Raw genomic sequence first — 25,353 nt, 5'->3', positions numbered from 1 at the left:
GGTTTGAGGCCAGTGGCAGCCGCGCCCTCCCCTCCGCGTATCCTGACGATTGCAGGCTCGGACTCGAGCGGCGGGGCCGGCGTTCAAGCCGACATCAAGACAATCACCATGCTGGGCGGTTACGCCATGAGCGCGGTTACCAGTATCACTGCGCAAAACAGCGTGGGAGTTCAGGCCATTACGCCGCTAGAAGGCAGCGCTGTAACATCTCAAATTGCTTCGTGCATTGACGATATCGGCGTGGACGCGGTCAAGATCGGCATGCTCCACGACGCCGATGTGATCGCCTGTGTGGCAGGTGCGCTTGAAGGAGCCCGGTGCCCGATTGTGGTCGACCCGGTGATGGTCTCAACCAGCGGCGCGGCGCTCATCGCGCCCGATGCGATTTCGGCACTGCGCGAGAAGATATTTCCTCTCGCCAGCCTGATCACGCCCAATGTTCCGGAACTTGCACATTTGCTGGATCGAGATATCACTAAACCTGCGCAAATGATCGAGGCCGCTGAGACCCTGGCGCGCCAAACAGGCGCCGCCGTTCTCGCCAAAGGCGGGCATTTGACAGGCGCACGCGTTATCGACGTTCTCTGCGAGAGCGGCGGCCGCAAGGTGCAGTTTGATCATGCCCGGATCGGCACAGCCCACACTCACGGCACTGGCTGCACGCTATCATCCGCCATCGCGGTCCTTTTGGGGCGAGGGGAAAGCCTGGAGCATGCGGTGAAGATTGCGCGCCAATTTGTGCTGCGCGCGATTGAACATGCCCCCGGCTATGGCTCAGGAAACGGACCGCTAGGCCATCAGGCTGTCACTGGCCTTTAATCGGGGTGGTCAATCAAGGCCGTAAAATTCAGAGATGTGATCCCACGCTTCTTCTGCGGTCTCGCACCATTTGAACAGGTCCAGATCTTTGCGCGAAATCGTGCCCTCTTCCGCGATCGCTTCAAAATCGACCACACGGGTCCAGAAATCTTTGCCAAACAGCAGGATCGGAAGAGGCTTCATCTTGCCAGTTTGGATGAGCGTCAAAAGCTCGAAGAATTCATCGAAAGTGCCAAAACCGCCAGGGAACACCGCCACAGCGCGCGCACGCAGCAAGAAGTGCATCTTGCGAAGCGCAAAATAGTGGAAGTTCAATGACAAATACGGCGTCACATAGGGGTTGGGTGCCTGCTCATGCGGCAAAACAATGTTAAGGCCAATGCTCTCGCTGCCCGCTTCACTTGCGCCGCGGTTGGCCGCCTCCATAATGGACGGACCGCCGCCTGAGCACACAACGAATTGGCGTTTCCCCTCTTCGATGATGGCTTTTTCGGACACGAGGCGCGCGAGCTTGTGGGCCTCAGCATAATATTTCGCCTTCTTGGCAAGATTAGCGGCGACTTTCTGATCCCACTCATCCCCATCTTTAGCCGCGTCAATTTTGGCCTGGGCTTCTTCGGGAGACGGAATGCGCGCAGAACCATACATCACCATGGTTGAGCCCACGCGCGCTTCATCGAGCAGCATCTCAGGCTTCAAAAGCTCAAGCTGAAAGCGCACCGGGCGGAGCTCATCGCGCAGCAAAAAATCAGTGTCGTCGAAGGCGAGCCTGTAGGCAGGGTGCTCTGTTTGAGGCGTGCTTACAGGCGCCTCATGGGCAAAGCGGCTTTCCACTTGTGCGGGGTAAAACTTGCGGCTGACCAAATCATGATCGCCTGCAAGATTCTTGTCGTTCTTATCATCACTCATTGCGCTGACCTAGGCATGCGCTGCGGCAAGGACAAGCTTACAGTTCAGCAATCGGCGGCTGCCGCCGGCCTAGGAGATGGGTGGTCCGCATTGGGCGGCGTGCAAATGGCGCTTAGCGGAATTTTGACGGTTAATTTCATACCGCCCGTCTGCCACTGCGTATCAACCGCCGCATCCAGTTGGCGTTTGACGATCCGATTGATGACTTTCCCGCCAAAGCCTTCTCGTGCAGGCTCTGCTGCGCAGGGGCCTCCGCTTTCCTCCCACAAAAGGGTCAAATGCGCCTCCGGGCTCTCTTGGATATCCCAGGTCACACGGACGTGCCCCGTTTTTGCACTGAGCGCGCCGTGCTTTTGCGCATTCACAATGAGTTCGTGAAAGAACATCGCTAATGATTGGGCAGCGGACGGAGAGATGTCCAAATCCGGACCTTTGATGGTAAAGGCATCAGGGCCTGCAAGACTGCGGGTCTCTTCGAGGACGAGCGATCTCAGATCTGACCCTGTCCACTGCGTTTGAGCAAGCAAATTGTGGGTCCGGGCCATGGATTCAAGCCGGCCTCGAAAGTCATTTTTATACGTACCAATATCGGTGTTGGACCGGGCGGTAATCTCAGCAATCGACAAGATGATCGCGAGCATATTCTTAACGCGGTGGTCAAGCTCACGCATCATGAATTCGCTGCGCTGTTTATTGTCTTTTCGCTCAGTGATGTCTGCAATTATGCCAACGAGCATCGCAAACCCGTCACGGTAAATGCGAACACAGCGCACATGGAGCCAGATCACTGAAGCCCCCGGCGGGGTGAAGCGAAGCTCAATATCAAGGGGCTCTCCCCCTTCAAGGACAGCGTCTATTGCGCGCTCAAATGCATCACGGTCCTCATTTAAGATATAGTCAAGAAAACCGCTCTCCCCCAGCGAGATGCCCAGCGAGGGAAGCTTTGTGATCTGTGTGAAACGCGCATCCCAATCAACCCGCGCTCCGTCATTCTCAAGCGTCCACACACCGATCTGAGCAACGCCTTTAGCCAGAGCTTGGACCACAGCCTCAGTCTCCTCCCCGTTCTCAGTGTCGGCCGCATCTTCGCTTTTGCCGCCGGTTGCAGACTTGTACTCAATCTTTGAAGGATGGCCAGCCGGATCGCTGATGACCGGGTCATAGGTGACAATCACACCGCCAATATCCGAGGTGTAGGGCTTGACGGAACGGCTGAATATTTGGCCATCCTTAGTCTTCACCTGCCGCACCACGGCATCGCCTGAAGAAAAGGCTTTACGCGCGTCTTCGTCGAGATGCGGGTCCTCGGTCATTTGGTCCTAGCCATTAAAAACAAGAGTGAGGCAAATGCCAGCGTAAGACTTTGCAGGAAAGCTTTGCAAAAAGTTTTCGCCGCAGATCACTACCATAACGAAAGTGGGCGGTATTTGTTTCCGGCCGTCCGCGCGGCGTCTAGTCTTTTGCCGCGGGCCTCTTATGCGGCGGCACATTCATATGCTCAAACGGGCAGTGTCTGCACGCCGAGCCGCAGCATTTGCCTCGTTTTAAATGAGCGAGTCTGGTGAAGACGGTGTAACCGGTATCCGGGTCAACATAGGCGCTCTCACCGCGCTCACAGGCAGCCTCATGTATTGACCAGAATGCGTGTTTTTCCACTATGGCAAATGCTCCACTTGCAAGGGCAATATCCGCGTCATACCGGATCGGGCGTCAGGATGCGAACCTCAATAGACGCAGCCAGAATGCAGCCATCCATACAGGTCAGACCCAAGCTTGCTTGCTCTTGCATGGCGCATGGTTTAACTTGCTTGGCAGGTGCCGGTGCAATGCACGCATCGGTGATATGAAAGATTGATTTATGGCGGATATGCTTCCGCCGGACGAGAATAAAAAAGCTGGCAAAAGACGGAGCGGCAAGTCCGGCAAGGTAGCCGATTTTCGCTACAAGCGCTCCAGTCAGCATGGCAAATCTGGCTCCAATCGCTCTAAAAATAGGCGGGGAGGTTCAGCGTCACGTGCCCGACAGGCGAGCCCCAATGGGCAGCCAAACGATCACGGCAAGCCAAAACAATCGGCAACACCCATGACCGGCGGCCCGCGGCCGGGCGAAGCTTATGCGGCGCTTGATCTGGGAACCAACAATTGCAGGCTCTTGATTGCCCGCCCATCAGGCCGCGATTTCACTGTCATTGATGCTTTTAGCCGGGTCGTGAAACTTGGCGAGGATCTGACGGCAACGGGGCGGCTTTCCGATAATGCGATGGAGCGCACTATGGCGGCGCTTTCGATCTGTGCTGACAAATTGCGGCGGCGCAATGTTCGGCTGGCGCGTTCGGTTGCGACCGAGGCCTGCCGAAGAGCCTCTAATGGCGAGGCATTTATTGAACGCGTCAGGCGCGAGACGGGGATCGCGCTTGATATCATCAGCGCTGAGGAAGAGGCTCGTTTGGCTGTTCTTGGCTGCCATATTTTGCTGGAATCGGGCGAAGGGCCAGCGGTGATCTTTGATATTGGGGGAGGTTCGACCGAGTTGGTCCTGCTCGAGCCGGGCGAGAAAATTCCGCATATCATCGACTGGCAAAGCGTGCCTTGGGGTGTGGTGTCTTTGACCGATACGGTCCGATCCTTTGGCCCCAAGGACCTCTCCTCAAAAGAAGCGCGGCTTGCACGCTATGCCGAAATGCGCCGGGTTGTGTCTGAGAGTTTTGCGCCTTTTGCTGAGCGTATTGCGCAGGCTGCGGCGAGCGATGATATTCGCTTGCTGGGCACCAGCGGAACCGTGACGACTTTGGCGAGCCTTCATCTGGAATTGCCGCATTATGACCGCAAGGCCGTCGATGGTCTGATCGTGCCATCGACCGCGATGCGTGAGATTAGCGGGCGGCTTTCGGGCATGTCACCGCACGAGCGCAGCCAGCTCCCGTGCATTGGGAATGACCGGGCTGACCTAGTGGTGGCGGGCTGCGCGATCCTTGAGGCGATCCTTGATCTTTGGCCTTCTGAGCGTCTGGGGGTCGCCGATCGCGGTATCCGCGAAGGCATTTTGCGCAGTATGATGGCCGCTGAACGCCAGGGAGAACGCAGCCGTCAATCACTCCAGGATGCACGCGGGGAAGCCGCGAGTGAGACTGGACCCAACAAGAGAGCAGCGGGTTAAGCGATGACACGTTCAGGCCGCAATCCCGAGCGCCGGGTCAAAACCGCCAAGAAGCGGACCGAAAGCTCAACCCGGTGGCTGCAACGCCAGCTCAATGACCCATATGTGAAGCAGGCAAAGGCGGACGGTTATCGCAGCAGGGCGGCTTATAAGCTGATCGAATTGGACGAGAAATTCGGCCTTATCAGGGGTTCTAAGCGCGTGGTGGACCTCGGAATTGCGCCCGGCGGGTGGAGCCAGGTTGTGCGGGCAAAAGCGCCTAAGGCTGAGGTTGTCGGCATCGACCTATTGCCGACAGAACCGATTGAAGGCGTAACCATCTTTGAGATGGACTTTATGGACGATGCAGCGCCCGCCCGGCTGGAAGAGGCTTTGGGCGGCGCGCCCGATCTGGTGCTGTCGGATATGGCCGCCAATACGGTGGGACACAAACAAACCGATCATTTGCGCACTATGGGTCTTGTCGAGGCGGGCGCTTGGTTTGCCGTGGAGACGCTTGATAAAGGCGGAGCGTTTGTGGCGAAGGTTTTGGCAGGGGGGACGGATGCGGACCTGCTGAATTTGCTCAAAGCGCACTTCAAAACGGTCAAACACGCAAAGCCCCCCGCGAGCCGTAAGGGCTCATCGGAATGGTATGTTGTCGCTCAAGGATTTAAAGGGCGCGAATAGACGCGCCGCCTCAACAGCCGCTTAAAGATCAAGTCCAAAAACTTGCTTAGCTAGCGGCCGTTTCTGCGGTGTCTTCGGCTTGTGCGGGGGTGTCCTCAGCAGCGTTTTGTTCTGCCTCATCCGCGGCGGTTTCGTCTGCGGCCGCTTCAGCCTCCGATTCTGCCACCACATCCGACACATAGCTTGGGACTTCGAGGTTTGAACCGAATGTGTTGAGGTATAGTGCGATCGCAGCGCGGTCCTCAACCTTGGAGAGACCGTTAAAGCCCATGGTGGTGCCATCAATGTAGCCGCGCGGGTTATCGAGCCACTCGTTCATCTCTTCCCAGCCCCAAGTGCCGCCCGCAGAGGTCAGCGCGCTTGAATAGCCGAACGAGCTATTGTTGCCGAACTTGGCGCCCATGATGCCGTAAAGGTTGGGCCCAACGCCGTTCGCGCCGCCCTGCTCGACCGTGTGGCAAGCTGCGCACTTGGCAAATGCTTTTTCTCCAGCGGACACATCAACGCTTGTCATATTGAGCGCTTCAGCCATGCTCATTTCAGCGGCAGCTCCGCCTTCTTCCTCAACGCCTTCGATCACATAACCAAGCGTTTCGGGACGCTCTGGCTTGTCAGCATGGAAATACTTGCCCGAAAGGATCGAAAGACCCAGCCCGACCAGAGCTGCAAAGAGCACCCAGCCAGCGGCAGTGTTGAAAAGATCGCCTGAGCCTGCGTTGTTTTCTGACATATTCAAGTTGTCCTGTGTCATCCCGGCGCCCCCATAATCGGGCCTTTGTCTGTGTGCAAGATCAATCGCATCATCATTTGATGCGTCCCATACAAGTTTCCCGGCGAGATTTTCCCGATGGCGACCTACGGCCAAAAACCTAACACCAAAAACCTTAGACTTGTCACTCGGCAGCGCGAAGGATAGCAGACACGGCCAATATGATGAGTTTCCCGGACCTTGCCCTTCCGATTGTCGAGCAATTGCGCGAGGCGGCCTTACGCGATCCTGCGACGGCGATTGCTTTCCAAGGCTCGCCGGGGGCCAATTCGCACCGTGCCGCCTTAGAAGCGCGCCCCGATATGGCACCGCTTCCCTGCTATGGCTTTGCCAATGCGCTTGATGCTGTGAAATCTGGCGAGGCGGGGCAAGCTATTATTCCGATTGAGAATTCTCACAATGGCAGGGTGGCTGACATCCACTTTCTCCTGCCCGAAAGCGGCCTTTCGATTGTCGGCGAGTACTTTTTGCCGATCCATCACGCGCTGATGGCACCGCGCGCTGGCGGGAAACAGGGAGATCAGGGGGATTGGGCAAAGCCGACTTTGGATTCGATTAAAGCAGCGTACAGCCACCCGCAGGCGCTTGGCCAATCGCGTCACTTTTTGAAAAAGCATAATATTGCGCCCTTGAACTTCATCGACACGGCGGGCGCTGCGGCCCATGTGGCGCAGCTAGGCGATCCGGCGATTGGGGCCATTTCCCCGGCGATTTCAGCTGAGCTTTATGGCCTTGATATCGTGAAAGACCATGTCGAGGACGCCGCCGACAACATGACGCGCTTTGTCATTCTGGCTGATCGCCCAACATTCCTTGGCGTTGACCCTGACAAACCGGCGATGACCACCTTTATATTCGAGGTGAAGAACATTCCTGCCGCGCTGTACAAGGTGCTGGGCGGGTTTGCGACGAACGGCGTCAATATGACCAAGCTTGAAAGCTATCAGGTGGGCGCCAGTTTTTCAGCGACCCGCTTTTACGCCGATATTATCGGAGTGCCGGGTGATCCAGCCGTCGACCGGGCATTGGAAGAGTGTGCGTTCCATTCCAAAGAGCTGCGGATCTTGGGCACGTATGAGCAGGCGCGCAAACGCGGGTAATCATCTGCTTCCTCTTAATACTTGGGAGCAGTCCCAATTTTAGTGTGATTTGAAGTGGTTTTGCTTGTTGCTTGGCAGGCCAACCCATGGCACGCTTTGCATCAGCATGGGTCAACCTCTTCCTATCAATGTGGCACCGCCGGAGGCAGACGGTCAGGCTGTGCCTATGGGGCCTTCTTCGGTGACCGAGCCTGAAGGGTGGCGCAACCTTCGCGGTGACCCCGATATTCAATTCGATGAGTATGCCATGGCGCCAGCAGAGGTGCGCGAGCCTGGTTGGCTTGATGAGGCGTGGGCCAGCATTATCGAGTTTCTGGGCGGTATCTTGGGACCTGTCGGTGAGTTTTTGGCATTTAACTGGAACTGGGTCCAGTGGGTGCTGCTGGGCCTGCTTGCGGTGTTTGTGTTGTACTGGATCGCGCGCAGTTTCGGCCCGCTCGCAAAGGCACGCGCCAACGCCAAAGCAGGGGGCGGCGCGGCGCTGAGCGATCCCGAATGGCAGCCGACTGCTGAAGAGAGCCTTGAGCTTCTCGAAGACGCTAACCGGCTGGCCTCCGAAGGGCGATTTGACGAAGCCACACATCTTCTCCTCAAGCGCAGCGTCAGCCAAATTGCCAAAGCGAAACCCAATTGGGTGGACCCAAGCAGCACCGCGCGCGAACTCGCAGCACTTCCCGCGCTGTCAGGCCCTGCCCAAAAAGCTTTTCGCACAATCTCAGAACGGGTTGAGCGAAGCTTGTTTGCGCTTCGCAGGCTTGACCAAAGTGATTGGGAGGCGGCGCGCGCTGCCTATGCCGATTTTGCCAGCATCTCTATCGGCAGCATGTCCGGCGCAAGCGGCCGCGAGGTGAAGGCATGAACGCCGCTGCCGCCGCCCCGCACACGATTGGTCCAAGAAAAGCGTCCCCTTTTACCCGCAGTTCGGTGCTTGCGATCCTGCTCGTTGGCTTTGGCGCTTTTATGGCGATGCTCTACTTCATTGGCTCAGGCGATACAGGCGGCGAAAGCGCAAATCGCAGCGCGCATGCTTCGTCAAATGCGCTGCACGGTTATGCTGGTCTTGCGGCTTTGCTCGAGGCCAATGGGTATGAAGTTGAAAAGTCACGTGAGCCAAGCGGTCTTGAAACATCAGACCTTCTGATCCTGACACCGACCCTCAACACCGATGCAGACGATCTTGCACAGATCTTGGAGGACCGGCAATATTACGGGCCCACCCTGGTGATTTTTCCGAAGTGGATTGTGTTTAAGCCCGAGGGCGAGATCGCTGATATTGATGAAGACCGCGTGCAGGATGATTGGGTACAATTGGGCATGCCGATGTTTCCTAGCTGGACCCAGGAGCTTCCCGAACCATACGCCGTGACACTGCAAACAGAAGAAGCGGAGAAGGCCGAGAACGGGCGCTGGGCGGGGCTGACAATACGAGGCGAGCTGCCAACGGGTACGACGATCTATGCAGACCAAACGCCCGGCCAAGAAGCGGTTGTCATTGATCCGGGCGGGCGCAGGCTGGCGCTTAATATCATCGGCGAGCCGGGCACATATTTCTATGACGAGGCGCATTTCGTGACCTTCGTTGTCGAACCTGATCTGATGAACAATTACGGGCTTGCCGATCCAGCCCGCGCTGCCCTCGCGCTCGCATTGGTGGAGCAGGCTGGATATGACAGCGGCCGGGTGAGCTTCGACATGACACTGCCCGGTCTTGGCGCGTCGACCAATCTTCTCACCCTTGCATTTCGCCCACCTTTCTTGGCTGCCACGCTTTGCTTGATCGCCGCGATGCTGATTGTGGGCTGGCGTGCGTTTTTGCGCTTTGGCCCGGTCGCAGCAACTTCGCGCGACACCAGCTTTGGTAAGACCCAGCTGGTCACAAACGGTGCGGGCCTGATTGTGCGCGCGGGCCGCACAAACCTGCTTGCAGAGCCTTATACAGCATTGATCTCTCGCAAGCTTGGACGGGCGCTAGGGCTATCAAAGCCTGACGCAGAAGCGATTGATGCAGCGCTAAAACAGCGGCTGCCTGACGAAGAACCCTTTTCGAACCGCGCCGCGAGACTGCAAAATGCCGCGCGGCCCGGCGATTTATTACGCGAAGCCCAAAGCCTCAATGACCTTGCCGCAAAGACGACAGGGCGGCAAAGACGACAGGGAAATCCAGAAGATGACCACTAGCGATACCTCCAGTGACACAATGACGCTCGCCAGTGTGCGTGAATTGGCCGCGAGTATTCGCGCGCAAATCGCGCAGGCAGTTGTCGGGCAAGAGGACATGGTGGACCAATTGCTGGTCGCTATGCTTGCGCAAGGCCACGTGCTTCTTGAAGGCCCCCTGGAACCGCCAAGACCTTTTTGGCGCAGGCCTTTTCAACCGCAGTCGGCTTGGACTTTGGCCGCATCCAGTTCACCCCGGACCTCCTTCCCGGAGATATTCTGGGGTCCAACATATTCAATTTCCAAACAAGCCAGTTCACCATGACCAGAGGCCCGATCTTTTGCGAGCTTCTTTTGGGTGACGAGATTAACCGGACCCCGCCAAAAACGCAGGCCGCTTTGCTTGAAGCCATGCAGGAGCGGCGGGTCACATTGGATGGCGAAACCCACCAATTGCCATCGCGGTTCATGGTCGTCGCAACCCAAAACCCGATCGAGAACCAAGGGGTCTACCCTCTCCCCGAGGCGCAATTGGACCGCTTTTTGTTCAAGCTGCTTGTGCCCTATCCAAGCGAGAGTGATGAGACCAAGATTGTCGCCAATTTCGGCTCGCGCCAAGGGCCTCAGCATCCAGCGGATCTAGGCGTAAAAGCTGTCGCCAATGCACAAACACTAGAGGCGGCAACCGCTGCGCTATCGCAAGTGACATTGGCGGACGATATTGCCGGCTACGTTGTGCGGCTTGTGCGAGCGACGCGCGAACATGCCGATCTGTCCGTCGGTGCCTCCCCGCGCGCTGCGGTTATGCTGGCGGGAGCAAGCAAGGCCAAGGCCGCTCTTGATGGGCGCGATTATGTCATTCCTGATGATGTCAAGGCGCTTGCCGTGCCGGTTTTGCGCCACCGCCTGACATTGAGCCCGGCAGCCGAGATCGAGGGCCGCGATATCGAGGCGCTCGTTGCTGAATTGATCGAGATGACCGAGGCACCCCGGTAGATATCCGCGTGCGCCGCCTTACCTCCTTTCCACTGGTTCCAACCGAACGCGCTGCTTGGGTGATAGCGGGCCTTGCGCCTATCGCGGTGGTAATCGCTGCCTTTTCGCCTCAGCTCTGGCTCGCAGCTCCAATGATTGCAATCGGTCTTGTGGTCTTGATCGTGCTCGATGGTTTGATCGCAGGGTCTTGCGAGGAATGGCATGTCATCACGCCTGCCGACACAGAGGTGGGGCAATCGGCGGGTCTTGATGTGCATGCCCGTTTTGCTCGAGGCGGCGGCACCCGCCACGAAGCAGCACTTGAATTCGACCCACGGCTTGGCCCTGAGGGTCGCGCCACTTTTCCCTTATCTCCTGCCGAAGAGCGAGGCGAATACAGCGGTTCGCAGACAGTCGAACCAGTTCGCAGAGGGACCGCTGCCATCACGCGCGCATGGCTGCGCTGGCAAGGCCCCTTAGGGCTCGGCGCAAGGCAGGATGCGAAGGTCTTGGACGATCAAAATGTGCGGATTTGGCCTGACCTTTCACCGGTGCGCTCAAAGGAGCTGCAAACCTTTCTTCGCGATGCGCAAAACGGCCTGATCGCGCGGCGCATCCGGGGCGAGGGCACGCAGTTTGAGGCGCTCACCGAATATGAGCCGGGGATGGACCGGCGCCGGATCGACTGGCGGGCAAGCGCGCGCCACATTCAACTTTACGCGCGCGAAAATGAAAGCGAGCGCAACAATCAGATCGTCTTTGCCTTCGATTGCGGTCAGGCAATGTGCGAACCTGTCCAAGGCCTCCCCCGGATTGACCGAGCGGTCTCAGCCGCTCTTACCTGCGCCTATGTCGCGCTGAAAAGCGGCGATAAGGCGGCGCTGTTCGGCTTTGCCCAGGCCCCGCGCGTCATGACCCCATTTGTCTCCGACAGCAGAGCCTTCCACCGCCTGCAAAGCGCCGCTGCCGCGCTCGAATATGAGGCGGCTGAACCCAATTTCACGCTCGCCCTGGCAACCCTTACATCAAAGCTTCAGCGCCGCTCGCTGATTGTGCTTTTCTCTGATTTCACCGACCCGACCGCTGCTGAAATGATGGTGGAAAGCATGGGCCGCCTTGTGAAGAAGCACCTGCTGCTCTTCGTTACAATCGCCGATAGCGAGCTTGAGACGTTCATCGAAGAGGGGCCGCAGGACGTCGCCACTTTGGCGCGCAGCGTAACTGCGGACACGCTCCTGCAACAGCGCCGCGTCGTGCTCCAACGGTTGCGCCGCATGGGGATCGACGTGATCGAGGCGCCGTATGACAGTATCGGTTATGACCTGATCGACCGGTACTACACGATCAAAAGCAGCGAGGCGATCGGATGAAAGCCCCGGTTCTCTCTTCATGGTTCGGCAAATCCGCTGTCACCGCACCGCCCGATATTGAAAGCGCAGCGCTTCGCTCTGACCGTTTTCGGCTGGAGCGGGAGGACGATTGGCGCAGGCTTGAAGAGATCGTCAAACGAATGGAGAAAGGCGGGCTTCGCAAGATTGATGACGAAGACCTGCTTGCTCTCCCCACGCTCTATCGCACCGCCGCCTCCAGCCTCTCAGTCGCGCGCGAAACCTCGCTGGATGCCGCGACACTCAGCTATCTTGAGGCTCTGGTGCAGCGCGCCTGGTTTCAGGTTTACGGCCCGCGCAAAGGGTTTTTTGGCTGGTTTCGCGAGTTTATTCTTGGCGGCTGGAGCAGAGCCGTGCGCGAGATATGGCTCGATGTTTGTATCGCGCTGTTCGTGATGATCGCTGGAACGGTTGTGGGATGGGTGCTGGTCGCGCAAGATGCAGACTGGTTCTACCGGCTCGTACCCAGCAATTTTGCCGATAGCCGTGTACCAGGGGCAAGCCGCGAGGATTTGCTTGAGACCCTTGGTACAAAGACCGATGCAGACGGTCTCACTGCCTTTGCCGCCAGTCTTTTCAGCAACAATGCAGGCGTTGCCATCCTTGCCTTCGCGCTGGGCTTTGCCTTTGGCATCCCCTCGCTTCTGCTGCTTGTGCACAATATGGCGCTGCTTGGCGCGATGCTTTGGCTGTTTGCAGGCTCTGGGCTCACGGTCGAATTTGCCGCATGGCTGAGCGTGCATGGCACCACGGAGCTGTTCGCAATCCTGCTGGCAGGTGCAGCCGGGCTGCATATTGGGAGATCAATGGCGTTTCCCGGTCAGCTTTCGGTTCTTGAAGCCGCCTCGACAAGCGGCCGGCGCGGCGCCGTTGTTATGGCAGGCGTCATTGTCATGATGGTCATTGCCGGCCTACTTGAGGCATTCCCGCGCCAATTGGTGGGCAGTGTCGAGGGCCGCTTTACGATTGGCGGATGTTTCCTCGCCTTCTGGCTGACATACTTCTTCCTCTACAATCCGCGCAGGGCGGAAGGCGGCGCATGAGCGCTGCGTCCAAAGCCCGGTCCGGCCTGATGAACCGGCCCAAACAAGAGCGCCAATTGGTGACGCCTGAGGGGATCGAAATTCCGATCATGCTCGCCTCGCGAGGCAGCCGTCTGGGAGCGTTGATCCTTGATTTTATGCTGTTCGCGGTCGGTACATTTGTATTCGTGCTGGTTCTTGGGCTTCTCGCCGGAGGGATTGAAGACACCGTGGACCCGGAAACGATTGAGCGTGCGTCGGGCGCTATGGAGTTCCTCTTTGTTTCGCTCACGCTGTTCATCTTCTTTTTGCGCTATGGGTATTTCCTCGCAATGGAGCTGGGGCCGCGCGGCGCAACATGGGGAAAGCGCATTGTTGGCATTCGCGTGGCTGCGCGCGGCGGGGGAAGGCTCACCCCGGAAGCGGTGATCGCTCGCAATCTGCTGCGTGATATTGAGCTGTTTATGCCGCTCGTCTTCCTGCTCATCGCGCCGACCGGCCAAACCGGCAGCTTTGGAATTGCAGGGATGGTCTGGTTTGCGATCTTCATGCTTTTCCCCTTCTTCAACAAAGACAAGCTGCGCGCGGGCGATATTATTGCGGGCACTTGGGTGGTCGAAGCACCGCGCACAAAGCTTGCCGAAACCCTCTCCACCAGCGGCGCGGCCGCGGCGAGCGGGGAAAGCGATATCACAGGGGCCCGCTATGACTTTGGCGATGAAGAGCTGTCGGTTTACGGCGAGCATGAGCTGCAAGTGCTGGAACGGGTTCTGCGCGAAGACAAAGATGATGCACTTAGCCCCGTTCATGAGGCAATCTGCCGCAAGATCGGTTGGGATCCGGGGGCAGGTGATGAACGGGCATTTCTCGAAGCCTTCTATGCGCAGCTTCGCGCCAAGCTTGAAGGCGACATGCGTTTTGGCAAGCGCAAGGCCGATAAACACTCCTGAGGCGGAATTCTCATGACTATAGACAGACGCGGGTTTGTTGGCGGCGCTCTGGCGGGCGCTGGCCTGACCTTGGGCGCATGCTCGCTCAGCCTGCCGAAATTAGAGGCGCCTGAACTGGGTCCGGGCAACAGGTTTGAGGCAATGCTGCGCCAGATCGAGGGCGAGACAGGCGGCACTCTGGGCGCCGAATTTTTCGATGCGGCAAGCGGGCAATCAGCCGGGATCAACCGCGATATGCGCTTTGGGCATTGCTCCTCGTTCAAGCTGTCATTGGCCGCCAAGATCCTTCAGCGCGATGCCACCGGCGAAGACAGCGCGGATCGGCGCGTGATGTGGACCAAGGACGAGCTGATGTTCGTCTCCCCCTTCACCAAGCGCAATCTGGAAGAAGGCGCGACTTTGCGCGAATTGTCAGAGGCAACCCAGAAATATTCAGACAATGCGGCAGCGAACATTCTTCTGAAAGAGATCGGCGGACCGTCGGCGCTTACCGCGTTCTGGCGCTCTTTGGGGGACGATGTCAGCCGTCTTGACCGGTACGAGCCCGCACTCAACGCTGTGCCCCCGTCCGAGCTCCGCGACACCACGACGCCAAGCGCGATGGCACGCACCGTGGCCAAGCTTGCCTTTGGCGATGCGCTGCCAGAAGAGCAGCGGGCGCTTCTGCGTCAGTGGATGGTTGACACACCCACCGGGCTTCGGCGGGTGCGTGCTGGGCTTCCAGAGGATTGGCTCGCGGGCGATAAAACCGGGACTGGGCTAATGGCGGGTACAGCGGGCATTTACGTCGATATCGGTTTTGTCGAACCGGAAGGGCGCGGCCCCATTACCTTTGCCGCCTATTACCGCCCGCCAGGCTCTGACAATGCGTTCGACCGCGCCCACGAAGCTCCGCTTGCGAAGGTCGGAAGCGTTTTGGAAAGCTTTGCCAAGGATATGGCGAAGGCGGCCTAGGTCATAATTTTATCACTGATAAAACTTTATCATTGATAAAAGTTTGGAAACGGCATAATCAGATGCCATGTCCAGCAAACGCGAACAATCCATTGCAGACCGCAAAGCGCGCATTCTCGATGCTGCGCGCGCCATCATTGCGCGAGAGGGTTATGACGCGCTGACCACGCGGGGGATTGCGCAGGCAGCAGGTGTAACCGCGCCGACGCTTTATAATTTGGTGGGAGATAAGGCCGCCATCATCAGCGCCATGGCGACCGCTTCGATTGAGGAATTGTGGGGCCGCCTTCACCTTGATGAGCGCGGCGACCCCTTAGCGATGGCGGACGCTATTCTAGACGAGGCCTTTGCGCAAATTCTGGCTGATCCGGACGCCAATTGCGCGACATTTATCGCGCTTGAGCGGATGGGCATCGCCTTTTCCTACCATCCATCGCGCGAGGATGCAGGCGCACACAGCGCCCGGCGTTCGATTGAGATGGCGCAATATGTTTGCGAAGCGGCGCAGCGCGCTGGCCAGTTGCGAGGGAATTTGAATCCGCGCGAGCTCGCGGTTCAGATGTTCGCCGCATACCGCGCCCCGCTCGATGATTGGGTGCACCGGACGATAGAGCCGCAGGAAATGCTGCGGCGTCAGCGCACCGGGTTTTACACCGTACTTGCAGCGGATGCGTCAGATGAATTTCGCGCGGAGCTGCTTGAGCGGATCGCGCAACTGACAACACCAATCGAACAGCCAAAGGCACAAGAGGAGCACGCGTGATATGATCTTGGAAAAAACCCTCAAGGCGGTGGTATGGTGCTTGCCGCTGATTTTCGCCTTCGCTTTTCTGGCACCCGTGATTGATCAGGGCATGCAGGCCCTTGGGCTGGCGGCTCCCTTTGGGCTTTCCACCTTGACCCTCGGCCTGATTGTTGCAGGGGCTTGGGGGCTCTTTGCACAGGTCAGCGGGAGGTGGATATGAACGCGCACTCCGAAATCCTGCCTGACGACCTCAGCCGCCTTTCCGATGGGGAGCTTAAGCGCTTTGAGCTGAAAATCGCGCGCAAGCATTCCGGCATGTTCCCATGGGAGGCCGTTGTCTGGGCCTTTGGCAATATGGCCGTGTGGCTGTCGCTTTGGCCGCTTGTATTCATGGATATCCTGCCGCTTTGGATCGCCTTCCCGATCGCGACGGTGAATATGGCGCTGGTGTATCTGCCAACGCATGAGGCACAGCACGACATTATCGGACGTCCAGGGACGAAATGGCGCTGGCTTAATGAACTTATCGGGCACGGGACAAGCTGGATGCTGGTGTATCCGTTTGAGGTGCTGCGCATTACGCATCTTGACCATCACCGCCACACCAATGACCCCGAACTTGATGTCGATATCACTTGCAAAGCCCCCGGCCCATGGTCCGCTCTTTGGCGCACCATTCAGGAGCGCCAACCTGCTGCCAAGCGCAAGGATGATTACGCTGCGTCCATTATGCGCGCTGGCCGGCCCGGTCTCTTATTGCTGAGCCTTGTGTATCTGGTGGGCTTTATCGCGGTTTTGGGGGCGCTTGCATGGAATGGTTATGCGCTTGAAGCGCTGTTTCTGTGGTGGCTGCCTCTTCAGCTTGCGATCAGCTATATCGTGTTCTTTCTCTCATGGGCGCCGCATCATCCCAGCAATGAGCAGAGCCGCTACCGCAATTCGCGCGCGTGGAAATCGAAGGTTGGCAATTGGGGCTCGATGTTCATGCAGTTTCATATCGTCCACCATTTGCACCCCTACATCCCGCTCACCCGGACCCCGGCGGCCTTTTGGGAGATGAAGCCGATTTTGAAAGCGCGAGGATGTGATTTGGGGGAGTTGTAGCCGCGACACCGTCACCCCGGCGCAGGCCGGGGTCCAGCTCACTTCGGCTGTATTGGTGAAAGAAGAAGCTGGATCCCGGCTTTCGCCGGGATGACGATGGGGTTTAGTGGTCTGGCGTGTTTGAAGGCTCGGTAAGCTCTTCCCCGCCAAAGATGGCAACTTCATTGAGTCCATCGCTATTGGAGCGGCCTCGGTACATGCCAGCAGTGTTGAAGCTGTAGATTGTGTGGCCCTCGGGGGTGACGAGAATGATCCCGCCATCACCGCCGAGGCCTTTGACTTCTGCCATGACCTCGTCAGAGATCAATTTTGCCCGATCATATGAAGCGCTCATCAGAATTTGGTGGACCTCGCTTAACGTAAGGTCGTGGGCTAGTTCGACGGCATCCGTATTCTTGATCGGCTCTGCGACCGTTACACCGACACCCTCGAACCTCAACCGAGTACAAATCTCCTGCGCCACACCGACCCGGATAAAATACTCACCCCAACCCGTCGCTGACACTGCACAAGACCGATTATCCGCATAGGTCCCCGCACCAATCACCGGCGCATCGCCAATCCGGCCCCAGCGCTTGCCGGTCATCCCGCCCGTCGACGTACCAGCGGCCAAATTGCCGTCTTGGTCCAAGGCCACCGCGCCCACGGTCCCGAACTTCAAATCCACATCGAGCGAAGACAATTCGCGCGCCTTCATCCGTTCGAGCGACTGGCGACGCCGCTCAGTTGCAAACCACTCTGGCGGGGTCACGTCAAAACCCTGCTCGCCTGCAAATGCTTCCGCGCCTTCGCCCATCAGGAACACATGCGGGCTCTCCGTGCGCACTATGTCTGCAAGAAGGATCGGGTTCTTCACCGTCTTAACGCCCGTCACTGCCCCAGCACTCCGATCGCGGCCATCCATAATCGAGGCGTCAAGTTCATTTGCGCCCTCCCAAGTGAACACCGCCCCGCGCCCGGCGTTGAACAGCGGGCTGTCCTCCATCGGAAGGATAGCCGCCTTCACCGCGTCCATCGCGCTGCCGCCGCTCTTGAGAACCTCAGTGCCCGCATCGAGCGCCTCTTGCAAAGCCGCCTCGTAGGCGATCCTCTGGTCTGGCGTGATATTCTCCGGCAGGATCGTGCCCGCCCCGCCATGGATCGCCAGCGACCATTTGGGCTTTTCCGCCTCGGTGTGGTCATCGGCGTAAGCAGTGGAATGAGCAAGCAAGGCAAACCCTGCGGCGACAATCGTGAGAAGAGCGTTTTTCATGGCTTGCATTGCTAACGCCTCTGAGCGCATCACACCAGACAGCAATTCACGAGAGGACACCGCGCATGACGACATTTGGCGACACCACCACCAGTGAGGACGTGCTGGAAGGCAAAGACCTGTCGGGCAAGACGGTGCTCGTCACAGGCGGCTCTTCTGGTCTTGGCCAAGAGACCGTGCGCGCCATGGCGGCCAAAGGGGCCCATGTCGTCATCACCGCCCGCAATCCAGCGCAAATGGACGAAGCTGTTGCCGCGATTAAGGCCGAGGTTCCGGGTGCGAACCTTGAAACGCTAACTTGCGACCTTGCCTCGCTGGCAAGCATCAAGGCGGCGGGCGCAGAAGCGAATGCGCGGTTCGACAAAATCGACATCCTTATCAACAACGCAGGCGTTATGGCGTGCCCCAAGATGGAGACCGCTGACGGGTTTGAGATGCAATTTGGCACCAATCACCTGGGCCACTTCGCTCTGACCAAGCACCTCATGCCGCTTATCGAAGCGGGCAACGATAAGCGCATCGTGAACCTCTCCAGCCGCGGCCACCACATTACGCCCGCCGACTTGGGCGACCCCAATTTCGCGACCAGCGAATACACGCCTTGGGGCAGCTATGGCCGATCAAAATCGGCAAATGTCCTCTTCACCAAGGGACTGGAAGACCGGTTCGCGGGCAAAGGCATCCACGCCTATGCAGTTCATCCCGGCGGCATTCAGACCAACCTTGGCCGCCACTTGAGCAAGGAGGACGTTAAGTTCCTGATGGAGCGAATGAAGAAGAATGCTGGCGAGAAAGGCAGCCCGGTGGTGATGAAATCTATCCCGCAAGGCGCTGCGACCCAAGTGTGGGCAGCGACAGCTGAAGAACTGGAAGGCACAGGCGGCGTCTATTGCGAGGACTGCCATGTGGCCCCAGTGGATGATATCTCCACCAGCGCAGGCGTGCGCAGCTACGCGCTCGATAAGGCAAATGCAGACCGTTTGTGGACACTTTCTGAGCAGATGACAGGCGAGGTGTTCGCCTAGGCTTCCCGCTGGCTTTTGACCTCTCGATTTTACAATTTACAGGCCTTTACCCCGCGATTTTACAAATTGCGCTATGACCCTTGCAGAACATTTGAATTGGGGCGCAAGAAAAGCGCGAAATCATCAAATCAAGGGGACAGTATGCAACTCACGAACTATCAGTTCGACCCAGCACTTGCGGTCGAAATCGGAACCAAGGCGGCCTTCGCCGTTGGTATTCTCGTCGTCACTTGGCTTATCGCCAAAGCGGCAAAATGGGCTTTTGCCAAGCTGGTTGATCGCATCGGTTTCTTAGGCCGTCCTACGGGAAGCGGTGAAAGCATCGGCATGAACCTAGGCAAGATTGTCTCGCTTCTGATCTGGCTGTTTGGCCTTCTCGCGATCCTCGACGTGCTTGACCTTGGCGGCGTCGCAGGGCCAATCACAGAGCTGCTCGACACGGTTATGGGCTTCATTCCCAATCTTGTGGGTGCAGGTTTGCTGCTCTTCATCGGCCTGATGATTGCAGGCATTGTCCGCGATATCGCGATCACCGCGATGCGGGCGGTCGATGTCGACAAATGGGCTAATAAAGGCGGTGTTGATGAGGTGACAGGCAACACCACCATCTCAAAAACACTGGGCACTGTGGTATACACGCTGATTGCAATCCCGGTTGCCATTGGCGCCTTGGGCATCCTCAACATAGCGACCATCTCTGTGCCAGCGACCAATATGCTTGAGATGATCCTTGCGGCCATTCCGAACATTATCGCTGCAGGAATTCTGCTCGGCCTTGGCTATTTCATCAGCCGCTTCGTTGTGGGGCTTCTGACTGAACTGCTTGGCGGGCTCGGCGTAGATGGCCCAATCACCGCGCTAGGTCTTCTGCCGGAGGGCACCAAGGCATCGGAGATCGTTGCCCGTGTCGCTCAAATCGGCATCATCTTGTTCTTCGCTATCGCTGCGACGCGTATGCTGGGCTTTGCCGAACTTACCCTAATCCTTGATCAGGTCCTTGGACTTGGCGGCAAGGTGCTGTTTGGCGCGGTGGTTATCGCGATCGGCTTTATGATCGCAAACCTCATCGCCAAGCTTGTCGGCGGTGCATCGGGCGGCTCATCCATGGCCGCAAACGTGGTGCGTTATGCCGCGATCCTGCTGTTCGCCTTTATGGGCCTACAGTTCATGGGTGTGGGCGAAGAAATCGTCCAGACCGCCTTTAGCGCGCTGGTCATTGGGCTTGCGGTTGCGGGTTCCCTCGCCTTTGGCCTTGGCGGACGCGAATGGGCGGCGAAAAAGCTCGAGCAACTCGACAAAGAGTAGTCGAGACCTCGGGTCGCTAGCTGCGGCGTCGGGTCGCGGCAAACTTCAAGGGCGCGTTGGCACAGACCGGCGCGCCCTTTTTTAGTGGGCTATTCCGCGATGAATTCGCCGAGCAGTTTGAGGCAATCCTTGGATTCCTTGGTGGGCACCACAGCCATAAAGACGTGCGGTGCACCTTCATATTCGTAGAGCTTGGCATCGACGCCCGCATCGCGCAGCTTGCCTGTGAAAGTGCGGCTGTCGATGATGAAAAGGTCATGGCGGCCGGTCCAAATGCGCGTTGGGGGGAGAAGCGCAAGGTCTTCTTTTGCGGTGTAGAGGGGGCTAAACTGGGGATGTGCGGGATCGCCTTGCCCGGCGAAGACTTTACCGCAGCCGCGCAGGGTTCCGATCTTGAGCATGATGTCATGGGGCTCCACCGCCTGCATAGCAGGATCGGCCATTGTCACATCCAGCCAGGGCGCGAACAGAGCCAGTCTCCCCGGCTGCGGCCCGCCTGCTTTTGCAAGGCGAAGCGCAAGACACAGTGCCATATGTCCGCCCGCGCTGTCGCCATTGAGGATGATTTTGGACGGGTCATGGGTCTGTGCAAGTTTGGCAAAGGCCGCATCAGCCAGTTCATCCTGCCGCGTATGCGGGCTTTCCGGCACAACTTCGTAAAGCGGCAGAGTAACGCTGACACCCAGGCTATTCACCATCGCTTCTGCAAGCGGCCAATGCTCTTTGAACATCGGCAGGACAAACCCGCCGCCGTGAAAATAGAGCATGTGCCATTCGGCAGGTTCGCTTTTGGGCCCAGATTTTGGGTGGAGGGTGACGACCTTCTGACCAGCCGCTTCCCATTCTTCGACGGCAAACTTGCTGCGAAAACTTTCGGGCATCGGCGCATCTTTCGGGAGCGCACGGCCATTCAAAAACGGGTCTAGTCCCTTGGGGTCTAGTGGAAACACGCTCTGGCGCTTCGACATGATCCATTTGATAGCCCGCAAAGCCAGGCTCGGCTTTGCAGTGCGAAGTTCGGTGGAAGCGTCTGTCAACATGGATCCCTCTCCTTTTTACCGGAGAGTGACCTAAGCCGCGCTCAAGTCAAGAATTGATAGCGGCGATCAGGCCTTCGTTCAGCCATGCCCCAAGCATTGCCCCCGCGCGCATGGCGGCGGACTGGACGTCTTCTTGAGTGGGGGCTTCATTGCCATCGAGCAGCACCGCGATCAGCTCACCATAGCTCGCGCCTTCCTGCATGGCCGTGAAAGCGTGGGCGTGGTCCGCATCAAGCAATGTGAAAGTTGGCCGTTCGCCGTGGCGCGATACGATGCAGGCGCGCGGGCTCTCAAGATGCACATCGGGTGCTTCTTTACCCGCATCAATCGCACGCCAGAGCGCCTCAAGATCGCAAGTGACCATCTTGGCGTTAGCGCGCGGCTGAAATTGTAGGCGCAATTCGCCCCAATCCTCATCGCAAAACTCAGCGCTAGCAGCGGCGAAGTCTTGCGCGGTGAGCGGAGCAATATCAGGAGCAGTTGCAAGCTCCATCATGCTCCATTCCAGCCACGCAAGTTCAGCGACTTGCGGGCGCTCAGGGAAGAGCTGGGCGCAAGTCTCGTCAAATCCCTCACCAGCTTCATCTATTGTCCAGCCGCTTGGTGGATGGGCGATTGCATGGTTGATTGAGGCTTGCGCAAAAGCTTGGTCTCCGAGCAAAAGCGCGGTTCTCTCAAAAGTCTCTGCAAGCGCGCCCATCAAGGCTGAACGATAATTCCCGCGGTAGACTGCCATTCCTGCCGCCTGAGAATTGCCCCAACCCTCCGGCGCAGGCGCGCCTTCGTCCAGGATGGATGTGAGAAATGCCTCCTGCCGTTCTGCCAAAGTGCTCATACCGGCTCCAAAACGCGGCCAGAAATTTCGCGGGCACGGTCCAACTCGCTCAGCAATTCAGGCAGCGGCGGAATGTGGTCATCGCGTTCGATCATCACCGCAGGCAAGTGAGGCAGCATTTGCAGCGCTTTGGCATACAGCTCCCACACAGGCTCAATCACTTCGCGGTCGTGCGTGTCGATGATGATATCGCGCTCTGGCGTTGCGGGGTCATGACCGGCCAGATGGATTTGCCGCACGCGGTCGAGCGGAAGCCCTGCCAGATATTCCTTAGCGGAAAACCCGTGGTTCTTTGACGAGACATAGATATTGTTCACATCCAGCAGCAGATAGCACCCGGTGCGGCTCGCCATCTCGCTCAAAAATTCCCACTCGGTCATCTCATCTTCGGGAAAGGTGAGATAGCTTGACGGGTTTTCAAACAGCATCGCGCGGCCAAGTGTATTTTGTGCATGGTCGATATTGTCGCACACCGCCGTCAGCGCTTCTTCTGTCAAAGGCATCGGCAACAGATCGTGGCTATTGTGCGCGCTTGTGCGGGTCCAGCACAGGTGATCCGACACCCAAAGCGGGTCGATCCGCTGCTCCAGCAATTTGAGCTTGGCCAGATAGTCTTCATCAAGACCGCGCGCCGAGCCAATGGACATGGAGACGCCGTGGATGATGACAGGCAGTTGGCTGCGCACCTCTTCGAGGATACGCATCTGCCGGCCGCCTTCGATCATATAGTTCTCGCTGATGACTTCAACGAAATCAACCGGCACTTGGCCCGCGAGAAAATCGTCATAATGCGTGCGCCGAAGACCAAGGCCGAAGCCCGAGTAAGGTGCGATAGGATCAGTTTGCGAAGTCATAGAACAGTTACCTAGCAGATTTTCAGCGCACCCAAAGCGCGCTTTTTCATGCCGGTTTTCGCATCACATCACACGCCCGTTACAGCCAGTTTCCCGGAGGCGAAAAGACGTCTTTGCAAAAAAGTTGTAACCCTTTTGAACCTTGAGGCGAACCACATGTCAGTTCCGGCACAAACGGGACGCAAGCTTTATTTTGGAGAATACGCCATGAACAAGAAATCAATCGCTTCACTCGCAGGCCTCGCTCTTACCGCTGGTATTGCAGCTGGCATGGCCACCGCCCCGGTTGCAGCACAAGGCGCTAAAGAAAAATGCTACGGCATCAGCCTTGCAGGTAAGAATGACTGTGCAGCAGGCCCCGGCACAAGCTGCGCTGGCACCTCGACCCGCGACTACCAGGGTAACGCTTGGAAATATGTCAACAAAGGCACCTGCACCAGCATCAAAACCCCTAAAGGCAATGGTTCGCTGACCCCGGTTCGCCGTTGATCACAACGACTGCTCTATAGCTCTCTCACTTCCCTCTGAGACTGGCTCTTCCATCTGGAAGAAAGTATGACATAATCCAGTCAAATGAGGAGAAGTGGGGGGTACTGCGCCGCTGCACATAAGGACAAGCCAAAGGGTAAAGCGCCACTTTCAGGCACGTAAGATTAGCGCCCACTCTTTTGGCCACCAAGGAGGATATCATGAACGCAATTACATCTCTTTATGCCCGAGTAATCGGTCTTCTCTCAAGCCCGGTCGCAGAAAGCATTGGCCTGCTAGGCATTCGAATTGCGCTCGCTGGTGTGTTTTGGCGCTCGTACAAAACAAAGATCGCTGAAGGCACTTGGTTTACCCCAAACGAATTTTTACCTTTCCTGTTTCAGGATGAATATGCAGGCCTTCCGCTTTCAACCGACATCGCCATTCCGATGACGATTTACGCTGAGTTCTTTTTCCCAGTGCTGCTCTTCCTGGGGCTCTTTACCCGCTTTGGTGCGGCAGCTCTTGCAGTGATGGCAGTTACTATTCAGATTTTCATCTACCCCACATCTGCACACTTCTGGGGTTGGGCATTTGGTATTATTTCAATGGCTCTCATCCTCATCAGCCGGGGTGGCGGTATGTTCTCTCTAGACCGCCTTGGAGACCGCTTCTTCGGTGAAAAGGCCGCATAAGTATGGTCGCTGACGAGCCCACCTTTGCTAGGCTCATGACAGCAGCACAGGACGGCGATAGAGCTGCAACCAATGTGCTTCTGTCCGAGGTCGGGCTTTGGCTCGAGAGATATTTCAGGCGGCGCATTCCTCCGCATTCGATCGACGATCTGGTGCAGGATGTGCTGATCGCCTTCTACACCAAGAGGGCAACATGGGATCCGTCCCGTCCATTTTTGCCATGGCTTGCCGCCATTGCGCGTTATCGCTGGGTCGATCATCTGCGCAAGGTTTACAAGCATGAAGCGCAAGAGCTCATGGACGATGACGGTACACAGGAAAGCGACGAAGAAGTCGTAATGGCAAGAGTAAGCCTTGATAGGCTATTCGGGCAGTTGCCAACACGTCAGGCCGAGGTCATTGAGATGGTCAAAATCTCAGGGCTCTCAATCCGGGAGGCCGCAGAGAAAACCGGGCAAAGTGAAAGCCTGGTCAAAGTTAATATCCACCGTGGCCTCAAGAAGCTCGCCACGATGGTTGAGAAAGTCGAGTAATATGGAAAAGTTTGAAAATCGCGATGATCTCATCGCAGCTCTGACAAAAGATATCACCCCGGTGAAACCCATTCGCCCGCGTGACGGGCTCGGTCTGATCGCCTTTTCGGCCATAGCAGCTGGGCTCGTATGTGTCGTAATCTTCGGCTTTTGGAGCGGGACGATCAACGGCAGCGCCTCGCCCTATTTCTGGATCAGCAATCTCTTGCTGGCGGTTGTGGGTGCATCGAGTGCTACGGCGCTTGTTTCGACCGTGTCACCGCGTGTGGGTTCGCAGAACTCCATGCCTGCATGGAGCACGGCAGCTTTGGCGATCCTCCCGGCTGCGGTGTTGATCGGATTGATGTCGGTTGAAGCAGGTCACGATCACGGGGTGAGCCTGAATGATCCAGGTCTCCTTTATTGGAAATGTGCCGCTTACGGTGTTTGCGCAAGCTCGTTGGTCGCTCTTGCCTCTCTCCTTTTCCTGCGGCGCGGTGCTCCGGTTTCGCTGAACCGTGCAGGTTGGCTGATTGGCCTGACCAGCGGTTCCTTGGGAGCGCTTGCCTATAACCTCACCTGCCCGCTCGACACCCTGCCCCACGTTGGTTTTGCGCATGTCGCACCGGTGTTCCTGGGCGCAGTGTTC

28 protein-coding genes and 1 pseudogene are annotated in these 25,353 nt (G+C 57.6%); 20 read left to right on the top strand and 9 right to left on the bottom strand.

Annotated features, from left to right (window positions below; genetic code table 11):
* Nucleotides 1–12 precede the first annotated feature (12 nt).
* Entirely contained in the window at nt 13–819 is an 807-nt protein-coding gene (gene thiD / locus AC0V60_RS00145) for a bifunctional hydroxymethylpyrimidine kinase/phosphomethylpyrimidine kinase (RefSeq protein WP_486176541.1), read from the top strand.
* A gap of 9 nt (nt 820–828) precedes the next feature.
* Here thiD and AC0V60_RS00140 read toward each other — a convergent pair whose 3' ends face one another.
* The 4 genes from AC0V60_RS00140 to AC0V60_RS00125 form a co-directional block, all read right to left on the bottom strand.
* Complete coding sequence (locus AC0V60_RS00140; RefSeq protein WP_486176540.1) at nt 829–1,728, bottom strand: LOG family protein; 900 nt, start codon at nt 1,726–1,728, stop codon at nt 829–831.
* Nucleotides 1,729–1,772: 44 nt separating this feature from the next.
* A complete protein-coding gene (locus tag AC0V60_RS00135) occupies nt 1,773–3,041 on the bottom strand; it encodes a sensor histidine kinase (RefSeq protein WP_486176539.1) in 1,269 nt (422 codons plus the stop codon).
* 139 nt (nt 3,042–3,180) lie between these two features.
* Complete coding sequence (locus tag AC0V60_RS00130; RefSeq protein WP_486176538.1) at nt 3,181–3,384, bottom strand: C1orf53 family protein; 204 nt, start codon at nt 3,382–3,384, stop codon at nt 3,181–3,183.
* Between the two features lie 37 nt (nt 3,385–3,421).
* Nucleotides 3,422–3,691: a hypothetical protein gene (locus tag AC0V60_RS00125; RefSeq protein WP_486179523.1), complete on the bottom strand. Its 270-nt coding sequence runs from the start codon at nt 3,689–3,691 to the stop codon at nt 3,422–3,424.
* Here AC0V60_RS00125 and AC0V60_RS00120 point away from each other — a divergent pair.
* Both AC0V60_RS00120 and AC0V60_RS00115 read left to right on the top strand, forming a co-directional pair.
* The gene (locus tag AC0V60_RS00120; RefSeq protein WP_486176537.1) at nt 3,587–4,885 is read left to right on the top strand and encodes a Ppx/GppA phosphatase family protein; all 1,299 of its coding nucleotides are present in this window, start codon (nt 3,587–3,589) and stop codon (nt 4,883–4,885) included. The genes AC0V60_RS00125 and AC0V60_RS00120 overlap by 105 nt on opposite strands.
* A 3-nt stretch (nt 4,886–4,888) precedes the next feature.
* Nucleotides 4,889–5,554 (top strand): RlmE family RNA methyltransferase, encoded by a 666-nt coding sequence (locus tag AC0V60_RS00115; RefSeq protein ID WP_486176536.1) that lies wholly within the window; start codon nt 4,889–4,891, stop codon nt 5,552–5,554.
* 46 nt (nt 5,555–5,600) lie between these two features.
* Here the strand turns inward: AC0V60_RS00115 and AC0V60_RS00110 are convergent, their stop codons facing one another.
* Nucleotides 5,601–6,305: a c-type cytochrome gene (locus tag AC0V60_RS00110; RefSeq protein ID WP_486176535.1), complete on the bottom strand. Its 705-nt coding sequence runs from the start codon at nt 6,303–6,305 to the stop codon at nt 5,601–5,603.
* A gap of 179 nt (nt 6,306–6,484) precedes the next feature.
* On the opposite strand from AC0V60_RS00110, the gene AC0V60_RS00105 reads away from it, so the two are divergent.
* From AC0V60_RS00105 to AC0V60_RS00055, 11 genes and pseudogenes are all read left to right on the top strand, one after another.
* Nucleotides 6,485–7,423, top strand: a complete 939-nt coding sequence (locus AC0V60_RS00105; RefSeq protein WP_486176534.1) for a prephenate dehydratase — start codon at nt 6,485–6,487, stop codon at nt 7,421–7,423.
* Between the two features lie 106 nt (nt 7,424–7,529).
* A complete protein-coding gene (locus tag AC0V60_RS00100; RefSeq protein WP_486176533.1) occupies nt 7,530–8,282 on the top strand; it encodes a hypothetical protein in 753 nt (250 codons plus the stop codon).
* On the top strand, nt 8,279–9,601 hold the full coding sequence (locus tag AC0V60_RS00095; protein ID WP_486176532.1) for a DUF4350 domain-containing protein: 1,323 nt from the start codon (nt 8,279–8,281) through the stop codon (nt 9,599–9,601). Before AC0V60_RS00100 ends, AC0V60_RS00095 begins: the two co-directional genes overlap by 4 nt.
* 19 nt (nt 9,602–9,620) lie before the next feature.
* Nucleotides 9,621–10,576: pseudogene (locus tag AC0V60_RS00090) on the top strand (AAA family ATPase).
* 8 nt (nt 10,577–10,584) lie between these two features.
* Nucleotides 10,585–11,925, top strand: a complete 1,341-nt coding sequence (locus AC0V60_RS00085; RefSeq protein WP_486176531.1) for a DUF58 domain-containing protein — start codon at nt 10,585–10,587, stop codon at nt 11,923–11,925.
* Nucleotides 11,922–12,986, top strand: coding sequence for a stage II sporulation protein M (locus tag AC0V60_RS00080; protein WP_486176530.1), 1,065 nt, complete (start codon nt 11,922–11,924; stop codon nt 12,984–12,986). The genes AC0V60_RS00085 and AC0V60_RS00080 overlap by 4 nt, the downstream gene beginning before the upstream one ends.
* Nucleotides 12,983–13,915, top strand: coding sequence for an RDD family protein (locus tag AC0V60_RS00075; protein WP_486176529.1), 933 nt, complete (start codon nt 12,983–12,985; stop codon nt 13,913–13,915). Before AC0V60_RS00080 ends, AC0V60_RS00075 begins: the two co-directional genes overlap by 4 nt.
* A gap of 12 nt (nt 13,916–13,927) precedes the next feature.
* Entirely contained in the window at nt 13,928–14,869 is a 942-nt protein-coding gene (gene bla / locus AC0V60_RS00070; RefSeq protein WP_486176528.1) for a class A beta-lactamase, read from the top strand.
* Nucleotides 14,870–14,936: 67 nt separating this feature from the next.
* Nucleotides 14,937–15,632 (top strand): TetR/AcrR family transcriptional regulator, encoded by a 696-nt coding sequence (locus AC0V60_RS00065; protein WP_486176527.1) that lies wholly within the window; start codon nt 14,937–14,939, stop codon nt 15,630–15,632.
* A gap of 1 nt (nt 15,633) precedes the next feature.
* Nucleotides 15,634–15,834 carry a hypothetical protein gene (locus tag AC0V60_RS00060; RefSeq protein WP_486176526.1) on the top strand — a complete coding sequence of 67 codons (201 nt, stop codon included), beginning with the start codon at nt 15,634–15,636 and terminating at the stop codon, nt 15,832–15,834.
* Entirely contained in the window at nt 15,831–16,718 is an 888-nt protein-coding gene (locus AC0V60_RS00055; protein ID WP_486176525.1) for a fatty acid desaturase, read from the top strand. The genes AC0V60_RS00060 and AC0V60_RS00055 overlap by 4 nt, the downstream gene beginning before the upstream one ends.
* Nucleotides 16,719–16,821: 103 nt before the next feature.
* Here the strand turns inward: AC0V60_RS00055 and AC0V60_RS00050 are convergent, their stop codons facing one another.
* Nucleotides 16,822–17,979 carry an isoaspartyl peptidase/L-asparaginase family protein gene (locus AC0V60_RS00050; protein WP_486176524.1) on the bottom strand — a complete coding sequence of 386 codons (1,158 nt, stop codon included), beginning with the start codon at nt 17,977–17,979 and terminating at the stop codon, nt 16,822–16,824.
* Between the two features lie 56 nt (nt 17,980–18,035).
* Between AC0V60_RS00050 and AC0V60_RS00045 the strand changes: the two genes are divergently transcribed.
* Together AC0V60_RS00045 and AC0V60_RS00040 are read left to right on the top strand one after the other, a co-directional pair.
* Nucleotides 18,036–18,995, top strand: coding sequence for an SDR family NAD(P)-dependent oxidoreductase (locus AC0V60_RS00045; RefSeq protein ID WP_486176523.1), 960 nt, complete (start codon nt 18,036–18,038; stop codon nt 18,993–18,995).
* A gap of 141 nt (nt 18,996–19,136) precedes the next feature.
* Nucleotides 19,137–20,300 (top strand): mechanosensitive ion channel, encoded by a 1,164-nt coding sequence (locus tag AC0V60_RS00040; RefSeq protein WP_486176522.1) that lies wholly within the window; start codon nt 19,137–19,139, stop codon nt 20,298–20,300.
* An 89-nt stretch (nt 20,301–20,389) separates the two neighbouring features.
* On the opposite strand, the gene AC0V60_RS00035 is transcribed toward AC0V60_RS00040, so the two are convergent.
* From AC0V60_RS00035 to bufB, 3 genes are read right to left on the bottom strand one after another with little or no spacing between them, the layout of a single operon-like run.
* Nucleotides 20,390–21,340 (bottom strand): alpha/beta hydrolase, encoded by a 951-nt coding sequence (locus tag AC0V60_RS00035; RefSeq protein WP_486176521.1) that lies wholly within the window; start codon nt 21,338–21,340, stop codon nt 20,390–20,392.
* Nucleotides 21,341–21,386: 46 nt separating this feature from the next.
* Nucleotides 21,387–22,175: an HvfC/BufC family peptide modification chaperone gene (locus AC0V60_RS00030; RefSeq protein ID WP_486176520.1), complete on the bottom strand. Its 789-nt coding sequence runs from the start codon at nt 22,173–22,175 to the stop codon at nt 21,387–21,389.
* The gene (bufB, locus tag AC0V60_RS00025; RefSeq protein ID WP_486176519.1) at nt 22,172–23,029 is read right to left on the bottom strand and encodes an MNIO family bufferin maturase; all 858 of its coding nucleotides are present in this window, start codon (nt 23,027–23,029) and stop codon (nt 22,172–22,174) included. The genes AC0V60_RS00030 and bufB overlap by 4 nt, the downstream gene beginning before the upstream one ends.
* A gap of 207 nt (nt 23,030–23,236) precedes the next feature.
* Between bufB and AC0V60_RS00020 the strand changes: the two genes are divergently transcribed.
* The 4 genes from AC0V60_RS00020 to AC0V60_RS00005 all read left to right on the top strand — a co-directional run.
* Entirely contained in the window at nt 23,237–23,518 is a 282-nt protein-coding gene (locus tag AC0V60_RS00020) for a BufA1 family periplasmic bufferin-type metallophore (protein ID WP_486176518.1), read from the top strand.
* Nucleotides 23,519–23,718: 200 nt separating this feature from the next.
* A complete protein-coding gene (locus AC0V60_RS00015; RefSeq protein WP_486176517.1) occupies nt 23,719–24,192 on the top strand; it encodes a DoxX family protein in 474 nt (157 codons plus the stop codon).
* A gap of 2 nt (nt 24,193–24,194) precedes the next feature.
* A complete protein-coding gene (locus AC0V60_RS00010; protein ID WP_486176516.1) occupies nt 24,195–24,725 on the top strand; it encodes a sigma-70 family RNA polymerase sigma factor in 531 nt (176 codons plus the stop codon).
* A 1-nt stretch (nt 24,726) separates the two neighbouring features.
* A partial coding sequence (locus tag AC0V60_RS00005; RefSeq protein WP_486176515.1) for an NrsF family protein occupies nt 24,727–25,353 on the top strand: 627 nt, incomplete at its 3' end.

This window comes from Erythrobacter sp. S259 (assembly GCF_057364965.1).
Note: the sequence above shows the minus strand (reverse complement) of the source record. Positions and strands in the feature narration are given on the sequence as shown.

What these genes read in the sequence shown, in the direction of transcription:
- AC0V60_RS00040 (WP_486176522.1), top strand. Translation starts at nt 19,137, where the DNA reads ATGCAACTCACGAACTATCAGTTCGACCCAGCACTTGCGGTCGAAATC.
- AC0V60_RS00050 (WP_486176524.1), bottom strand. Translation starts at nt 17,979, where the DNA reads ATGCAAGCCATGAAAAACGCTCTTCTCACGATTGTCGCCGCAGGGTTT.
- AC0V60_RS00060 (WP_486176526.1), top strand. Translation starts at nt 15,634, where the DNA reads ATGATCTTGGAAAAAACCCTCAAGGCGGTGGTATGGTGCTTGCCGCTG.
- AC0V60_RS00065 (WP_486176527.1), top strand. Translation starts at nt 14,937, where the DNA reads ATGTCCAGCAAACGCGAACAATCCATTGCAGACCGCAAAGCGCGCATT.
- AC0V60_RS00135 (WP_486176539.1), bottom strand. Translation starts at nt 3,041, where the DNA reads ATGACCGAGGACCCGCATCTCGACGAAGACGCGCGTAAAGCCTTTTCT.
- AC0V60_RS00035 (WP_486176521.1), bottom strand. Translation starts at nt 21,340, where the DNA reads ATGTTGACAGACGCTTCCACCGAACTTCGCACTGCAAAGCCGAGCCTG.
- AC0V60_RS00140 (WP_486176540.1), bottom strand. Translation starts at nt 1,728, where the DNA reads ATGAGTGATGATAAGAACGACAAGAATCTTGCAGGCGATCATGATTTG.
- AC0V60_RS00030 (WP_486176520.1), bottom strand. Translation starts at nt 22,175, where the DNA reads ATGAGCACTTTGGCAGAACGGCAGGAGGCATTTCTCACATCCATCCTG.
- AC0V60_RS00105 (WP_486176534.1), top strand. Translation starts at nt 6,485, where the DNA reads ATGATGAGTTTCCCGGACCTTGCCCTTCCGATTGTCGAGCAATTGCGC.
- AC0V60_RS00020 (WP_486176518.1), top strand. Translation starts at nt 23,237, where the DNA reads ATGAACAAGAAATCAATCGCTTCACTCGCAGGCCTCGCTCTTACCGCT.
- AC0V60_RS00045 (WP_486176523.1), top strand. Translation starts at nt 18,036, where the DNA reads ATGACGACATTTGGCGACACCACCACCAGTGAGGACGTGCTGGAAGGC.
- AC0V60_RS00010 (WP_486176516.1), top strand. Translation starts at nt 24,195, where the DNA reads ATGGTCGCTGACGAGCCCACCTTTGCTAGGCTCATGACAGCAGCACAG.
- AC0V60_RS00100 (WP_486176533.1), top strand. Translation starts at nt 7,530, where the DNA reads ATGGGTCAACCTCTTCCTATCAATGTGGCACCGCCGGAGGCAGACGGT.
- bufB (WP_486176519.1), bottom strand. Translation starts at nt 23,029, where the DNA reads ATGACTTCGCAAACTGATCCTATCGCACCTTACTCGGGCTTCGGCCTT.
- bla (WP_486176528.1), top strand. Translation starts at nt 13,928, where the DNA reads ATGACTATAGACAGACGCGGGTTTGTTGGCGGCGCTCTGGCGGGCGCT.
- AC0V60_RS00055 (WP_486176525.1), top strand. Translation starts at nt 15,831, where the DNA reads ATGAACGCGCACTCCGAAATCCTGCCTGACGACCTCAGCCGCCTTTCC.
- AC0V60_RS00125 (WP_486179523.1), bottom strand. Translation starts at nt 3,691, where the DNA reads ATGCTGACTGGAGCGCTTGTAGCGAAAATCGGCTACCTTGCCGGACTT.
- AC0V60_RS00120 (WP_486176537.1), top strand. Translation starts at nt 3,587, where the DNA reads ATGGCGGATATGCTTCCGCCGGACGAGAATAAAAAAGCTGGCAAAAGA.
- AC0V60_RS00110 (WP_486176535.1), bottom strand. Translation starts at nt 6,305, where the DNA reads ATGACACAGGACAACTTGAATATGTCAGAAAACAACGCAGGCTCAGGC.
- AC0V60_RS00075 (WP_486176529.1), top strand. Translation starts at nt 12,983, where the DNA reads ATGAGCGCTGCGTCCAAAGCCCGGTCCGGCCTGATGAACCGGCCCAAA.
- AC0V60_RS00095 (WP_486176532.1), top strand. Translation starts at nt 8,279, where the DNA reads ATGAACGCCGCTGCCGCCGCCCCGCACACGATTGGTCCAAGAAAAGCG.
- AC0V60_RS00015 (WP_486176517.1), top strand. Translation starts at nt 23,719, where the DNA reads ATGAACGCAATTACATCTCTTTATGCCCGAGTAATCGGTCTTCTCTCA.
- AC0V60_RS00080 (WP_486176530.1), top strand. Translation starts at nt 11,922, where the DNA reads ATGAAAGCCCCGGTTCTCTCTTCATGGTTCGGCAAATCCGCTGTCACC.
- AC0V60_RS00115 (WP_486176536.1), top strand. Translation starts at nt 4,889, where the DNA reads ATGACACGTTCAGGCCGCAATCCCGAGCGCCGGGTCAAAACCGCCAAG.